This window comes from Deltaproteobacteria bacterium GWA2_45_12 (assembly GCA_001797365.1).
Classification (GTDB): Bacteria; UBA10199; UBA10199; order UBA10199; family UBA10199; genus UBA10199.
Map to the genome: position 1 here is coordinate 19,803 of MGPH01000048.1, position 16,683 is coordinate 36,485.

Below are 16,683 nucleotides of genomic sequence, written 5' to 3' on the forward strand. Positions count from 1 at the left end.
TTGCTGCGCCCCCCAAAGAGGGCGCGCCAAGGGGCGCCCGTACGGAGATATTATGCAAATCAAAAAAGTCGCTGTTATCGGTTCAGGGGTGATGGGGGCTGGAATCGCAGCTCATTTGGCCAATGCGGGGATCCCTTCAGTCCTTTTGGATATCGTGCCCAAATTTACTGAAGAAGATGCCAAGGCAGGTCTTAAAGAAACGGATGCGCGGTTTCGCAATAAGTTGGCTCTCAAGAGCATTGAGGAAGTCATTGGTAAATCCAAGCCTTCCCTTATTTTCGACAAAAAAGACATGAAGCTTATTTGCGCCGGCAATACCCAGGATGACCTGAAGCTACTCGGCGAATGCGACTGGATTATTGAAGTGGTCACCGAACGTTTGGACATCAAGCAAAAAGTTTTTGAAACAGTTGAAAAAAACATGAAGAAGGGCGCCATTATCAGCTCGAACACTTCGGGCATTCCCCTTAAAACCATGGCCGAAGGTCGTTCGCCGGAATTCCGCAAAAATTTTGTCATTACGCATTTCTTTAACCCCGTTCGCTACATGAAGCTTGTTGAAGTGGTTTCAAGTTCTGAAACCGACAAGGAAGTTCTTTCGACGGTCGTTGACTTTTTGGAAAATACGCTGGGCAAAGGGGTGGTTACAGCCAAGGATACTCCCAATTTCGTGGCCAATCGTATTGGTGTTTATGCATGGATGGCGTCTTTGCACGAGGCTTTAAGCCGTGGCTTATCCGTTGAGGCCGTTGATAAGATTGCCGGAGCAGCCCTGGGGCGCCCAAAATCGGCTGCTTTCCGTACCGCGGACATGGTGGGTTTGGATACCCTTGTGCATGTGGCTAAAAATACCTACGATCTTTGTTTACAGGATGAATCGCGGGAAGCTTTTAAAATTCCCCCCATCTTGAACACAATGATTGAGAAAAAACTCTTTGGCGATAAAACAAAGCAGGGGTTTTATAAGAAAACAAAAGGTCCGGATGGGAAAAAGGAAATCCTTTCGATCAATTTGAAAACCGGTGAATACGGTCCGCAGGAAAAAGTACGCTATGACTCCTTGGGGGCCATTAAAAATTTGGAAGATCTCCCTGAAAAAATTCGCACCATGGTGGGTGCCGCCGATCCCGCCGGGGAATTTGCCTGGAAACAGGTGAGTGACACCCTTGTTTACGCAGCCAATCGCATCCCTGAAATTGCCGACGATGTGGTCAATGTAGACAACGCCATGAAGTGGGGTTTTAACTGGGATTTGGGACCTTTTGAAACCCTGGATGTCTTGGGTGTGAAGAACGTGGCTGACCGTTTGCAAAAGGAAGGCCGTGCTGTCCCCGTGATTATCAAAGCAGTGCTTGAAAAAGGAAATGGTGTTTTTTACAAAAACGATAAGGGAAAGAAATTTTTCTTTGATCAACGCACCAATTCCTACCAGCCCGTTCCTCTTAAATCGACTAACATTGTTATTAGAACCTTGAAGGAACAAGGTCGGGAATTGAAATCCAATACCGGAGCTTCTCTCATTGATATTGGTGATGGTGTTTTGTGTGTCGAATTCCACACCAAGATGAATGCCATCGATGGTGATATTGGCGACATGCTCAATGCCGGTATTGATTTGATGGAATCCAGCCGCGACTATGCCGGTTTGGTGATCGCCAATGACGGTGGCAATTTCTCCGCGGGCGCGAACTTGATGCTCCTGTGGCTCGAGAGCCAGCAGAAGAATTGGGACAATATCGAAAAGTTGGTGAAGGGTTTCCAGGATGTTTGCATGCGTCTTAAATATTCATCCAAACCCACGGTGGCCGCCCCCTTTGGACTTACTTTGGGCGGTGGTTGCGAAGTGAGCATGGGCTGTGATGCCATCCGTGCCCATGGGGAATGCTATATAGGACTTGTGGAAGTGGGTGCCGGTTTAATTCCCGGTGGTGGTGGTAACAAGAATGTGCTTCTCAATGTGGAAGCAGCCCTGAAAGCCAAAGGGGCCAAGGGCTGGGCAGGTCCTTCCGATGGTGGGTTCTTTCCCAAAGTCCAAAAAACTTTTGAGACGGTGGCCTTTGCAAAAGTGGCGACTTCCGCCAAAGAAGCCTATGGTCACAATTATTTCAAGCGTTCCGACAAAATTTCCCTTTCCCGTGACAAGCTTCTCTATGATGCCAAGCAGGATGTCTTGGAAATGGCCAAGACTTATCAAAAAACAACCCCTCGCGAAGATATTTATGTGGGTGGAGAAGGAGCCAAGATGGCGCTCCTCAATGGTATTGAGGGTTTCCGGGCCCAAGGTTTGATCAGCGAGCACGATGGTCTTATCGCTTCAAAATTGGCGCATGTGTTAACGGGCGGAAATCTCCCCAATCAGGGTTTTGTCTCCGAACAATATCTTTTGGATGTGGAACGCGAAACCTTCCTGCAACTCTGCGGAGAAGAAAAATCCCAAGCCCGCATGCAGTCGCTCTTGATGACGGGGAAGCCGCTGAGGAACTGATACATTCTTATAAAGAATTCAATAAAATCAATTAGATAAAAATTAACTTTACATAATGAGTTAATTTACTCAATATAATAAGTAAAGTAACTCATATGTTTCAACGTAAACTTTTATCCTTATTGAGCCAAAGGGCTGTGGAACCCAGACGATTTATTCAGGTGCTTCAGGGGCCACGGCAGGTGGGGAAGACCACCCTCGTGCATCAATGTGTGGCTCAAGTGGGGTTGCCTTGCCATTATGCCACGGCGGATGAAGCCTCCCCTCATGACAAAACATGGTTGATTCAACAATGGGATTTGGCCCGAATCCGGGCGCACGAAAGCAAGGAGGGGGCTGTTTTAATCATCGATGAAGTCCAAAAAATAAAAGATTGGTCAACCACGGTGAAGTGGTTGTGGGATGAAGACAGTAAAAACAAATTGGCATTGAAGGTTTTTCTTTTGGGGTCTTCCCCATGGCTTGTGGAGAAGGGTATCGGCGAATCTCTCGCCGGACGCTTTGAATTGATCCCTGTTCCCCATTGGAGTTTGACTGAAATGAAAACGGCTTTTGGATGGGGCCTGGATCATTTCTTGTATTTCGGGGCTTATCCCGGGTCCGCCGCACTGACAGACGATGAGCTGCGATGGAAGCGTTATATTCTGGATTCGTTGGTGGAAACAACCCTGTCGCGCGATATTTTACTGATGAACCGCATTGACAAGCCTGTCCTACTTCGGCGGTTGTTCCAGCTTGGGTGCGAGTATTCCGGTCAGATTGTTTCCTACCAAAAAATGGTGGGGCAACTTCAGGATGTGGGGAACACAACCACATTGGCCTATTACCTGACTTTGTTGTCGGGAGCGGGGCTGGTTTCTGGCATTCAAAAATTTTCAGGTCAAAAAATCAGGCAAAGAGGTTCCAGTCCCAAGCTACAGATATTGAACACGGCTCTCATGAGTTGCCATTCGGGTTTGACTTTTGAAGAAGCCCAAAGAGATCGCGATTTTTGGGGTCGCCTGGTGGAGTCGGCTGTGGGGGCTTATTTACTCAATGGTATTCAAGGGACTTCATGGGAGATTTTTTACTGGAGAGAGGGCGCCCGGGAAGTTGATTTTGTGATCCGGAACGGGAAAAAGGTGATTGCTTTGGAAGTAAAAAGCGGCAGAAAAAAAGAATCCTTGCCGGGGATGGAAGTCTTTACCCAAAATTTTAAAACCCATCGTCAATTGTTGGTGGGAAATCAGGGGATCCCTTTGGAGGAATTTTTAACGGCGCCGCTTGGGCAGTGGGTGCAATGAAAAGCTTTTACGTTTCCCCTGCGATTTTTTTTCAACATGGTGCTAATAGATACCCAAGTCAAAAACATAAGGGTATTTGACTTTTTTCCCAGGAAGATGGCTTTCGCGTACGCAAAAGAAATCAGCATCCCATCGGATTTGACCGTTTGAATCTCGGCCCATCGTGGTGATCACAAGTCCTGCCTGTCCTATTCGCTTCTTAATTGCTTGAAGAGAGCAGGAATAACTTGAGGATGACTGGAAGTAAGCGCGGCTTCTTCCCCCTCTGACAGGAGGTATCCATCGGGTGTTTGTGATTTTAAGGCCTGGTCTAAATCTTGGATGAGCTTTGTCTCCTCCGGCGAAGAGGCTCGTTGAAGCAGGGTCTCCCTTTCATGCGTTGAAAAAGCCCCTTGTGCCGGGCTTTCTGGCCTGATTGCCAGGGGTATTGATTTGGCGAGATCCATTACCATGGATCTATTATCGGCAGAAAAAGGCTTTTGTTGTGCCTTGAACGACCTCTGCTCACACGACAGTCAGGAAGTCATTTGTGGCTTATCTATACAGAGCGACATAACTCCCCCTCTTAGCTTAAGAGGGGGTTGGGGGGAGTTAATCAGCAAATTAAAATGTCGTTATGTATAGTTTTTCATAAAATTTCTGTTTCGGTTTCTACCAATGGTTCCGACTTCTCAATAAAAATTTTTTGAGTGATTTCATCCCAGTTTTTTTCCTGGGGGGTGATGATAATTTTTTGGGTGGTTTCACTTAAATCGTTTGATGTTTGGGAGTTCATGTTGGGGGCCCTTTCCTTCATGGTATTTAACTAAAAGCAAAACGCATGCCAGAAGTTTTGCGCCTTTAGGATGATGAAAAGATGGGGTTTCTTATAATTTCACCTGATGCTTTTGGTGGTTGAAAGACCATGAAAATGTTTGACTTGCATAAATGCTGTGGCACACTCACCTCAGTTTTTTGATTATTCATTTAACAAGTCCGCCTTCGCTGAAGCTTCGGCGCGACAAGGGAGGTATTTTATGGATTGGGCTTTATTTAATATAGATGGGGTCATGTTTTTGCTCCGTTGGGTTCATTTTATTTTTGGGGTCATCTGGATTGGAATGCTTTATTACTTTAATTATGTGCAGGGGGAATTTTTTAAGGAAATTGATGCTGGTGTAAAAAATGTGGTGATCACTAAACTAGTGCCACGAGCTTTGTGGTGGTTTAGATGGGGCGCCATGATCACTTTTCTTTCGGGATGGCTTATTATTACGGGAACGCTTCATTCCGGCGTACCGCTTACCTCATCGTGGGGACTTCTCATTTTATTGGGAGCCACTTTGGGAAGCCTGATGTGGTTTAATGTTTGGTTTGTGATTTGGCCGGCCCAAAAGGTGGTGATTGCTTCTGCCAACAAGGTTTTGGCAGGGGGGCAGGCTGATCCATCCGCAGCAGCCCGTGGGGCCAGGGCCCTTGTCGCCAGCCGTACCAATGTGCTTTTTTCATTCCCCATGCTTTTTTTCATGGGAGCGGCCCGCCATTTAATTTTAAGCCGTGATTTTTCAACTGTGAATTTTGGTTTGGTCGCTATTGTTTTTGGGGTCATTTTTCTTGCTTTGGAATTAAATGCCCTTAAAGGAAAATTGGGCCCTTTAACGACAATCAAAGGCGTGATTCATAGCGGTGTGGTATTGACAGCCGCGCTCTATGTGATTGTGGAATTGGTAACGCGATAGATTTTACGTAGGGGCAGACACATGGGTCTGCCCCTACATTTTATGATTCTCAAAATTTGTTTTTTCTCTTTCGGTATTTTTTCCCTTTTTTCCTGTTCAAAAAACCAAGGTTCCCCTCAAACCCAAGAAGATCTTGTGGCGCAGGGCCGTGCCATTTATACTACCCAATGCACTATTTGCCATCATCCTGATCCGACCAAAGACGGCCCTGTGGGGCCTGCTATTAGTGGCTCATCTAAAGAACTTGTGGAAGCCCGGCTCTTACATCAATCCTACCCCCCCGGCTACCAACCCAAACGCCCCACCCATGTGATGCCGGCTTTTCCTTATCTTCAAAAAGATATTGAGGCTTTGGTTCTCTTTTTGGAATCCTCGGCTCAATTGTAATCATGTTGATTATGGGGAAATTGAAAAATAACAATAAGAAGCATGCCCTATTACCTTTCTGGATTTGACTGAGATGAATTCGGTGTTTGTTTCTTTGGATTATTCTTGTTACCTTTTACAAGGATGAAGATTTTTTAGAAAAGAGGTCTCCTTATGAAGGATCAGCCATGGGCCACTTTTGTTCTAGTTTTCTTTTTTGTTAGTTGTTCAGGGGCACCTTCCTCAACATCCAATACAGAGTCGGATAATCAATTTTCAGATAATGATAGCTGTGGCGATAATATTTGCAGCCAAGATGAAACAAACCTGAATTGCGAAGCCGATTGTCCAGTTCCTTTACCGGCATTGAGTTGTGGAGATGGTATTTGTAACAATAACGAAACAACCCAAAGCTGTGTTGTTGATTGTCCAGCCCCACCGCCTCTTGGGCTGCGCTGTGGTGATAAAATTTGTAGCCCAGGGGAGACAAACCTGAATTGTGCGGTGGACTGCCCAGATGCACCCCCTCCACCACCCGCTCCACGTTGTGGAGATGGTGTATGTAATAATGGTGAAACAAACCTGACGTGTGCAGCCGATTGCCCAGCCGCACCTCCCCCTCCGCCACCTCCAGCTTGTGGGGACAATCAAGTGAATCCAGGGGAACAATGCGATGATGGAAATCAGGCCAATGGCGATGGTTGTAGCGCCAATTGCCAAATTGAAATTGTGGCTGACCGAAATCAGTTGGTCACTTTAGGGCGCCTCCCCAATATTCCCGCTGCATGTTTTGAAGGCTCGCTTTGCCATTGGGATGCACTTGCCGTAAGTCCCGATGGCACACGCATTGCTGCCGCGTATCGGCACGAGGTCCAAAGAAACATTGTCGGTGGGCTTATGTCATGGACTCTTAATGCCCAGGGCCAATGGGTTTTTGCGTGGGATACAGGCAGTGGCCAAAATCCCATACGTGTATGGAGCGAGGGTTGTGACTTTCATCCAAGTTTAGCCCGCATTTACTGTGCTCATCAACCTTTGCCCGATTTGTCACGGACAGAGTTGCTTGTTTTTAATGCGACCAATGGGCAACTGCTCAATCGTGTTTCTGTACCCACAAATAGCCGGAATGCGCAGGACGAACCTTATTTTGGGGATAGTGCCCGGGTTTCTCCCGATGGAACTTGGGTGGCCATGACTCAAGGAGTTAATGCGGAAGGTGCTCTTTCTCAGGTGATTGTTTTTGCTACTAACGATGTAGCTAACGCTGCCACACGAAGCGCCCTGAACATGGCTTTTCCCGATGAAGTGGTTTTCAGTCAGGATAGTCGCTTCCTCTATGCAAGTTTGTTTACAAGTGGCCAGGTGAAGCGCATGGCACTCCAACAAGAAAGATGGGTCGATGGTGGAAACCTTGAAGCTTGGTGGAGCGTGGCAGGGATGGATGTGGATGGATTTAATCGCCTTGTTGTGAATCGGTGGAGCCATCCGGATCGGCGAGTTATTATTATCACTCCAAATAATAACTGGGCTGCAAGTGACGTGCGGGGTGTGGCCAATATTGATGGTACCAGTTATGACCTGTGTGCTGATTCACGTCTTAATTTTGGCAACATGGCGTGGGCTGTAAGTCAAGATGGGCAAGCTCAAGCCATTAATACTGAAACGGGTAATATTTTGGGCGTTGGGCAAATAAATCCTGTGAATGGCAATGGCATCAGCATGAGTTGCGCTCGCCAAACAGGGCAGCCCTTTATCATCTCTGAAGGAACCCTGTGGACGTGGGAATAATTGATTTGCTTCATCATGTTCCTTTCGCTTCCTTTTTATTTAAGTTCGGAAAGCAAACGCCTTGCCTCTGTTATCTTTACCACCTCAAATAACACAAAACATAAAACTCCATAGACAGGATAAAGACAAATTTGTTCTCAAACTGAGAACCATGTCATTTTGAAATATATACTTTTTACCGCCCTGCTTGAGGGGGTATTTTTTATTTCACCTTCTGCTGATTTAACCACATAATAATAAAAGATATTTTACAAATTTAAAATAGGGTTATTTTTTACCCTTTTGGCCTTTCTTTTGCACTTATCCAGTCGGGTATCAATTTTATATATGAACCGACTTATTTCTCAAATTCTTTGGGGGCTTGTTTTTATTTCCCTTCTTTTTTTGTCTTTTGAAGGATGGGGAGCCAATTCCATTGTTCGAAAAGCAGTCGTTTATTATGTGAATTCGGAGTTTGGCAGTGATACCAACTCCTGTCTTTCTTCCGGTGCGGGGGCTTGCAAAACGATTCAGACTGCTATTGATTTGGCCGGCTTTGGAGACAGAGTTTTTATTGAAAAAGGGATTCATGTTCCCCAAGTATCTATTACGTTTCGAGGTAAACCCCTCACGCTTGAATGTGAAAATAGGCTTCATACTTTTATTCGTCCGGCACCTTATATTCCTGCTTTCACTTTTAGTGGGGCGGAATCCTTTTTTAGTGTCGTGCGTGGATGCACCATTCAACCTACGAGTGCGGGGGCTTTTTCATTAAATAATGGTTCGGCAGTTACCATCGAAGGAAATATCATTTCCTTGTCTGATCATAATAGTAATTGGGCCCTAAGTTCTTGGGGAGCCGGCTCCTTTATTTTCAGGAACAATATCGTTCGCGGAGGCTCGGGTATTTATGCCGACGGGGGGAGCGATGTAAGCCCCATCCAAATTTATAACAATACTTGCATTCAATGTAATACCGCTTTCACCACCGCAGGGGTCGCCAACCACGTGAAGATGTGGAACAACCTGGCTTATGGCGTGGAAAACGGTTTGGCAGGATGCAGTGCACTCTTTCCCGCGCAAAATAATCTTGTGGCCATGGTCAATGTTTCTAGGTGGGATGCGGCCTGTGCCGGTGGCCTCGAGGAGGACCCACGTTTCATCCATGATTTTATGGGGCGCATTGAAAAGGCCGACATGCATTCCGTGACGGTGAAGGGGGCCAACTGGGTCAGGGATGAATGGAAGGGAGAATTTTTTTGTAATCTGAGTTCGGTGCCCTATCCACGATGTTTCCTTGTTGATTCCAATACCGCCGACACGCTGTACGCCTACGACGGTGAAGGTTGGGTCAGCAATATGAGTAATCCGGATGATGTTTTGGTGATTACCCGTTTGGCCTATGGAAGTCTTTCGCCGGCGGCATGCAATGGCAACGCCACATATCCCCCGGTTGATGTTTATGGGAACAATTTTGGTTGTGCCGATGTAGGGGCTGTGGCTCATGCAGGTGAGGAGGGTCTTGATCCGGACCTTAAGGAATTATTTGTGGCCGAAAACGGTTCGGATACCGGAAATTGCCGGGACAACAAGAAACCCTGCGCAAGCCTTGTCTATGCTTATAGCCAATCGGTTAAGGATGATACTGTTCGGGTGGCTCCCGGTGATTATTCCCTTCCATCAACCATTCAAATAGCCGCCAAAGGGGTTTCCATAACAGGGGCAGGAACAACGGGGACAAACATAACCCGTCTGGTTTCCCAGGCAACGACAATTTTTGACTGCACGTCAGGTGTTGGCTCTGAGGCGAGTCTTTCCAATTTTGTTCTCCAAATGCCGTGGTCCAGGGGGGCGGGGGTATCTGTTCGCGGTATTTGCCATTGGGATATAAATCATAATGTTTTTTCCCTCATGGAAGGTACGGCTGTTACAGGTTGGACAGGGGGTGTTGGAACCTCGATGACAAATAATATCGTGGTGGATGCCTGGACGGGGGCCTATGGGGCTTATACGGCTCCCTTTGATGTTCACCGCAACACTTTCATTGGGGGGCGCAGCACCTACGGTAACAGACAAAATAATATTATCGCCTTCTCATCCCTTGATACCTGCAATGCAAGCAATCCCGCTTCCCAAAATGATGTTTATGGAACCAATAGCTTTTATGAAAGTGGATGCAGTGGAAATGGCAATTTAGCCCTTGATCCCCAATTCGGGGGAGACACAGGTTTTGCAGAAATCATTGAATCCAAAACCCTCATTGATTGCGGAGCGGATTGGGCCCCCAATCAATGGAAGGGCTTTTTTCTTATCCTTAATAATCATGGTTTCTGGATTGAATCAAATACACAGAATTCACTGACCGTCGCTACCGGCCGTCTTGACTGGTATGGCAAAGGAGGGGACTCTTATCTCATCACCAATCTGGCTCCTTGTAACGAGGCTGTTTTGAGCATGGGGGCTGTTGATAATGCTGAATGCCTGCAAGGAAAAGCCTTAACAGATAAAATGGTTTCGGGCTTTCAAATCGTCCAAGAAGATGGCGTATCCCTCTGCAAACTTCCCGACCCTATTTGTGGCAATGGTAAAATTGAAAAGGGTGAGGAATGTGATGATGGCAATTTAAGCAACAACGATACCTGCACTTCTGCGTGCCAGGTTCAGACCTGTACACAGGAAAAATGTGACGGTGTGGATAATGACTGCGATGGTTTTACAGACGAAGGGGATGCCATTGATATGAAGCGGTTTTATTACGATGCCGACCATGATGGTTATGGGGATGCGGGAAGTGCTGGTCTTACGGGTTGTCAGGCGATGGATGGCTATATTGAGCAAGGGGGGGATTGCAATGATTATGATGGAACGGTTCATCCCAATTTTACCGGCCCTGACACTTGTGATGCCAAAGACAACGACTGCGATGGTCGTGTGGATGAAGATTATATCCCCAATCCCACCATGTGTGGTGTGGGCGTCTGTTTGAATGCCGGTCAAAGGGAATGCGTTGCCGGCCAGTTGGTCGATACGTGTACGGCCAATGCCCCGTCGGCTGAACTATGCGGCAATAACACCGATGATGATTGCGATGGCCAAACTGATGAAGGTTTTGATGTGGGTGATGTTTGCCAGACAGGTGTGGGCGCCTGTAAGGCCGATGGCCACAAGGTTTGTAGCGCCGATGGACTTTCTACCACCTGTGATGCCGTGGCAGGTTTTGCCATGGAAGAACAATGCGGTAACCAGAAGGATGACAATTGTGATGGTGCGGTGGACGAAGGTTTTGAAGAATTGGCCAAGGATTGTTCAGACGGTTTTGGGGCCTGTGCTGCTTCCGGCAAAATGGTGTGTTCCCCAGACGGCCACTCTCTTGTGTGCAATGCCGCTATGAAACCGGCGATGCCTGAAGTGTGTGACGGTGTGGATAATGACTGCGACAGTCAAATAGACAATGTGGCGGGGGCCGGAGACTATTGCACGGCTGGTGAAGGCCAATGCTGGCGCGATGGTGTGATGGCCTGCCAGGGTGGAGCGCTTGTTTGTACGGCGCAAGCAGGGGAGCCTGTTGTTGAAGAAGGGGATTTGTGCGGAAATTATCTCGATGATGATTGCGATGGTGTCATTGATCAAAACGATGACGATTGCCGGGCTCTTTGCCCCGATGGAAGCCGGGCCGTGGCCAGTGTGGGAGGTATAAACCAGTTTGTTAATATAAATGATGGAAGTGCTGTGGCCCAAGTGAAGCGCTTTGTGAGACTTAACGAAGGGGATGTCCAGACCTTTGTGGGGGTTGGTGCCGATTCCAAAGTTTATTCCATTGATGGGGTTACCCACAACGTAACCCAGGTTTTGGGTGTTAATTCCATTCCTCAAGATGAAAAAATAATCGATGCCGCTTTTGACTCAAATAATGATGTTATTGTGTTAACGGATCAAAGTGATGTTTATCGCATAGCGGGGGATCAGGCTAATTTTGTGGTCCATATTGAAAATGCTTCAAAACTGGTCAGCGGAAAACGTTCCTCTTACAACGCCCTTGTTTCTGATATCTATTCGGGGACGAATTCTTTTAAATCTATTAATTCCTCCGGAATAGAGGATCCTGAAATTTCTTCTGTAGAGGGAGCCATGGGGCTTGTTGCTTACAACCCTGAACTTCCAGGATATGAGGGGGGTGTTTATGAAATAGGCTCTGCGGAATTAAGCGATGATTCGTATAACGCCATTTCTGATTATTCTCCTGAATCATATCCCGCATACACTATTTCTGATTCATACAATGGCATCTCTCAAATTCAGTCTGAAGTCTATGTGGTGACCAGTGACAATTTCATTGATCGTTTATATGGCGATAACACTGTTGAATTGATTGCCGACATGAATGGCATGGGCCAGCTTCACGATGTGGCGACGACGGGATCGGAAGTTTATGTGGCCTATGGAAACCGGATTGCCCGTTTTTACCCTGGTTCCGGCCTGACGGTGACGCAGAATAATGCCGACGTTCAAATGACACAAGTGGCCCAGTTTGATGCAGGGGGTGTTCTTCGTGGATTAGCCCTGGATGCCCAGGCAAGCGAGGTTTATGTGGCCTCTGATGCCGGGGTTTATAGTGTGGATGCCTATGGGTTTGATAAGTCATTTAGGAAAATATCCGACACAATCATTGATGGAAATATTCAATTTGTTCCCAGTTTGTGTGGAGGCCCCGATGCCGTTATTGAAGTGCCCTGTGCCGGAGGTGACGTAGATGAGGATGGGCTCTGTGATGAATCGGATAATTGCAAGGAAGTGGCAAATGCCGATCAGGCCGATGCTGATGGCGATGGTGCCGGGGATCTTTGTGACGCGGCTTGCCCTAACGACGCTGCCAACGATGGGGACGCCGATGGTATTTGCGGAGCGTTAGACAATTGTGAAGAAGCCGCGAATCCGGATCAGGCCGATGCCGATGGCGATGGTGTGGGCGATGTGTGTGATCCTCCTTCATGCGGCAATGGAGTTTTGGAAAAAGAAGAACTGTGCGACGACGGCAATCAAACCGCGGGGGATGGATGTAATGAATCATGTCAGATTGAAGAATGCCAAACAGGGAATGTAGAAGTCTGTGCTGTTGATGCTGCCAAGGGCGTTTGCTTGCAGGGGGAGAGAGTCTGCGTTGTGGGTAAATGGGCCCAATGTGTGCAGACAGTGACCCCTTCTGTTGAAGCCTGTGATGGTGTCGATAACGATTGTGATGGCACCATTGATAATGACATCCCGGCGGATAGTTGCAGTACGGGTTTGGAAGGTGTTTGCAGTACGGGTACACAAATTTGTCAGAGTGGAAATCTTGTTTGCAAACAGGATAAACACCCCTTGCTCGAAACATGTGATGGGGCCGATAACGATTGCGATGGAAGCGTGGATGAAAATGCCTCGGATGCCAAGACTTGGTATGCCGATGCCGATAATGATGGTTTTGGCGGGGCCCAGTCAGTAAAAGCCTGCACGCCTCCCAGTGGTTATAAAGATACGACCAATGATTGTGCCGATAATGATGCCAATCGTTACCCCGGGGCCTTTGATTCCTGTGATGGTGTGGATAACGATTGTGATGGCCGGGCCGATGAAGATTTTGCGCTTGGAGATTCGTGCAACATCCATAACGGGGAAGGTTGTTCCGAGGACGGAAAATATGCCTGCAGTGCCGATGGCCGCAGTGTGGAATGCAAGGTGACTGAGGAAGTTAATAAAAATGAGTGCGGTGTTTGTGGTGGCACCAAAATAAGTGGTCTTGGCAATGCCTGTTCCCAAACTAATGAAGATGGCTGTAAGGAAGAAGGAAGCCTTGTCTGTAATGCAGATGGCAATGGAACCCAGTGCCAATCCAATGGTCCCGTATTTAAAAATAGCTGCGGCGTTTGTGGCGGGGCCACTCTGACCGATGTGAACACTTCGTGCACTTTTGCCGATCAAACAACCGGCTGCAATGAAGCAGGGATGCGTGAATGCGCCGGTGATGGTCAATTCACCCAATGTAAATCGATTGCAACAGTTGAAAAGAATTCATGTGGCGTATGCGGTGGGCCGGAAGTTTCAGGTGTTGGGGATGCTTGCACGGTGAAAAACGCCAATGGTTGCCAAGACAAGGGGACTTGGCAATGCAGCGCTTCTGGCATGGGCCGTGAGTGTGTGATTACCACGCCTGCCACCCTGAATGCGTGCGGTTTGTGTGATGGGACGCCCATAATCAATGCGCCCAACACCACCTGTACCCAGGAAGTCAATGAATGTGAACAAACCGGCCAGTGGGTTTGCAGTTCGGATAAAAATTCAACCCAGTGCCAGATTACTTCAAGTAATATGAAGAACGGCTGTGGTCTTTGCGGTGGCCCCGTCATTACCGATGTGGGCACTTCCTGCAATGAGGGGGTCGGGGCTTGCGAGGTGACAGGAAGCCGTGTGTGTGCTGAAGATAAACGTTCCACAGTGTGCGATGCCCAGGCAAAAACACCCACGACCGAAATCTGTGATCAAATCGACAATGATTGCAATGGTACCATTGATGATAATGATGTGTGCCACCTTGAGGAAACTCCTTCCCAACCCACGCCTGAAGAGCCGGCTCCAGCACCCACTCCGGAAGAACCTGTAGTATCCTGTGGGGATGGCCAAGTGCAAACAGGTGAGGAATGTGATCCGCTTTTTACGGAAACCCCTCTGCCTACAGGCAAGCAATGCTCGGCAGAATGTAAGCTTGAAGATAACCCCTGTGCCGAGGGCGAAACTTACCAGCAAGTTACCATGACCGTGCCTGTAACCCAAGATGGTCAAATCCCTCCGACAGATGAAAAATACGATGCCGTCGTTAAAGATGCGCAAGGAAGCCTTGTGGGAAGTTTCTCCGGCTTTGGAAGCATCAAGACAATCCGCTCCAATGGTCTTGGCAGGGTTGCCATCCGGAATGATCAAAATGTTTTGTATCAGGCTAATATGGTGACAGGTGAGGTTTTACAGGTAGGGGCTCCAAAAACACGCATGATTGACGAGGCTTTTGTAGGACGTGGGGCCAACCTTGTGTATATGACCGAAGATAAAATGATCACCAAAGTTGATGGTGAAAACCGGGCAAGTATTTTGCCAACGGGCTTACCCCAAGAGACTGTTCTTGTAGATATAGAAGGCGGAAGTGAAAACACCTATGCGGCTCTCGATGCCGATTATAATTTCTACCATGCCGAAGTGGGGCAGACCTTGCAAAATGATTTCAATCTTGAAACAGCCAGGCCCGGTATCAAGCTGGAGCATTTTGTCGATTTCAAACATCTGTCCGGAAATGACTATCTTGTCGCCACCGACAAATCTGTAGCTATGTTGAATTCAGGGCAAATGCGTGAAATTATTTCATCCTTGGATTTGGGAATTGATGCCATTGAATCTGTAACAACCAATCTTGAAGGGGATGCTGTCTATATCACTTCAGCAAACAATGTTTATAAAGCGCCTCTTGGTCAGCCAACGATCAGAAATTCAATTTCAAAATCATTCAAAAAAGCTGAAGTTAACGACATTTCAAACCAGATACAAGCCCAGATTGAACCCTTTATGACGGGGGTTGCCCACCTTGAACCCACTTCCATGTGCGTGCGTCAAAACCTCGAAAAACGTTTTGTTGCCGAACGTATCATTCCTGAAACCTGCAATGGGCTCGATGACGATGGGGATGGTCAGGCCGATGAAGAAGTGCAGGATGAAGGACTGGGAGAAGCTTGTGAAACAGGTCAATCCGGCGTTTGTAGCCAGGGGGCCAAGGTATGCAGTGAAGGTAGAATCATTTGCCAGGCCTCTCAGACGGCCCTGGCCCAGGAAGTCTGCGATAATGGTTTGGATGATACCTGCAATGGCGCCATTGATGAAGCCTGTGGGTGTAACGATGGTGAAACCCAGGATTGCGGCGCGGGCGATTCGACTGATTTCTGCGCACAAACATGCGCTGCCGGAACTTGGGGGGCATGCACGGTAGTCGCGGGGCAAAATGGCGTTGAAGTGTGTGATGGCAAGGACAACAACTGCGATGGGCAAGTGGATAATGTCTCCCAAGACATGGAAAGTGTCCCCCAATGGTTCCCTGATGCCGATGGGGATGGCCAGGGCAGTGTTAATGAATCATTAAGATCCTGCAATAAGCCGGATGGATATGTTGATAATAGCAATGACTGTGATGACACCAAGGCGGGTGTGGGTAAGGATATGCCTGAAGTGTGTGGGGATGGGCTTGATAATAATTGTGATGGAACCAATGATGAGGAGGGTTGTCGTGTCGAGGGTGTAGAAGACAACGGTCCGGAAATTGCCGATGTGAAAAAGAACAACGATGGAAGTATTGATGTTGGTCAACCCTGTCCTGAGGGGTCCATCAGTATAACCTTAAAAGAGTATTGGGGCCTCAAAGAGGGAAAGATGAAAAAGATCATCGACAATAACAAGAATGAGGTTTGGATGGAAGCAGATGGAAGTTTGGCTGGTGAATGCGCCCAAGGCAGCGCGGGAGCTAAAGTAGCTGGCAACAGTTTCGTTAAGTGTAGTCTCGAACAAAATGCCTCTTCCCACGTTGGATTTGCGGGTATGGTGCTTGTTTTTGCCGCTTACTGTTTGATAGGAGTGTTTTTCAGGACCCGCATTAAAAATTAGGGGTTCCTTCCCTCTTTACATACACCGAAATCTTTTTGGCATGGGCAATGGCCAAGGGTTTGTCTACGGTGATTTCTACCCAGGTTTGGGGCCATTTTTTTAAAAGGGTGTTGGCAATTTCTTCGGCAAAAGTTTCGATCAAATGAAAATGCCTTTCCTTAAGTAAATTCAAAATAAGGTGGTCTACCACATCATAATCAATTGTTGAGTCGAGGTGGTCGGTCAGGGCCGCTTTTTTTACATCCACCCCGATTCGTACCGATACAATCAATTTTTGTTTCTGCTGTTTTTCCCATTGGTAAAACCCCAATTTTTCGTCGTATTCGAATGTTAGATGCAGGTGATCACTCATTGACAGTTTGTTATCAGATTGGTTAAGACCAGGCAATCG

The 16,683-nt window shown here is 47.4% G+C and carries 8 protein-coding genes; 6 read left to right on the top strand and 2 right to left on the bottom strand.

Going from position 1 to position 16,683, the window contains the following annotated elements:
* The first annotated feature begins 49 nt into the window (after window positions 1-49).
* Together A2048_04850 and A2048_04855 are read left to right on the top strand one after the other, a co-directional pair.
* Window positions 50-2,485 carry a hypothetical protein gene (locus A2048_04850; protein OGP08368.1) on the top strand — a complete coding sequence of 812 codons (2,436 nt, stop codon included), beginning with the start codon at window positions 50-52 and terminating at the stop codon, window positions 2,483-2,485.
* A gap of 95 nt (window positions 2,486-2,580) precedes the next feature.
* Window positions 2,581-3,768, top strand: a complete 1,188-nt coding sequence (locus tag A2048_04855) for an AAA family ATPase (GenBank protein OGP08350.1) — start codon at window positions 2,581-2,583, stop codon at window positions 3,766-3,768.
* A gap of 188 nt (window positions 3,769-3,956) precedes the next feature.
* Here A2048_04855 and A2048_04860 read toward each other — a convergent pair whose 3' ends face one another.
* Window positions 3,957-4,214 (bottom strand): hypothetical protein, encoded by a 258-nt coding sequence (locus A2048_04860; protein ID OGP08351.1) that lies wholly within the window; start codon window positions 4,212-4,214, stop codon window positions 3,957-3,959.
* Window positions 4,215-4,784: 570 nt separating this feature from the next.
* Between A2048_04860 and A2048_04865 the strand changes: the two genes are divergently transcribed.
* From A2048_04865 to A2048_04880, 4 genes are all read left to right on the top strand, one after another.
* A complete protein-coding gene (locus A2048_04865) occupies window positions 4,785-5,486 on the top strand; it encodes an antitermination protein NusG (GenBank protein OGP08352.1) in 702 nt (233 codons plus the stop codon).
* Window positions 5,487-5,507: 21 nt separating this feature from the next.
* Window positions 5,508-5,873, top strand: coding sequence for a hypothetical protein (locus tag A2048_04870; protein OGP08353.1), 366 nt, complete (start codon window positions 5,508-5,510; stop codon window positions 5,871-5,873).
* Window positions 5,874-6,026: 153 nt separating this feature from the next.
* Window positions 6,027-7,640 (top strand): hypothetical protein, encoded by a 1,614-nt coding sequence (locus tag A2048_04875; protein OGP08354.1) that lies wholly within the window; start codon window positions 6,027-6,029, stop codon window positions 7,638-7,640.
* A 327-nt stretch (window positions 7,641-7,967) separates the two neighbouring features.
* Window positions 7,968-16,292: a hypothetical protein gene (locus A2048_04880; GenBank protein ID OGP08355.1), complete on the top strand. Its 8,325-nt coding sequence runs from the start codon at window positions 7,968-7,970 to the stop codon at window positions 16,290-16,292.
* On the opposite strand, the gene A2048_04885 is transcribed toward A2048_04880, so the two are convergent.
* Entirely contained in the window at window positions 16,282-16,644 is a 363-nt protein-coding gene (locus A2048_04885) for a dihydroneopterin aldolase (protein ID OGP08356.1), read from the bottom strand. The genes A2048_04880 and A2048_04885 overlap by 11 nt on opposite strands.
* Window positions 16,645-16,683: the final 39 nt, after the last annotated feature.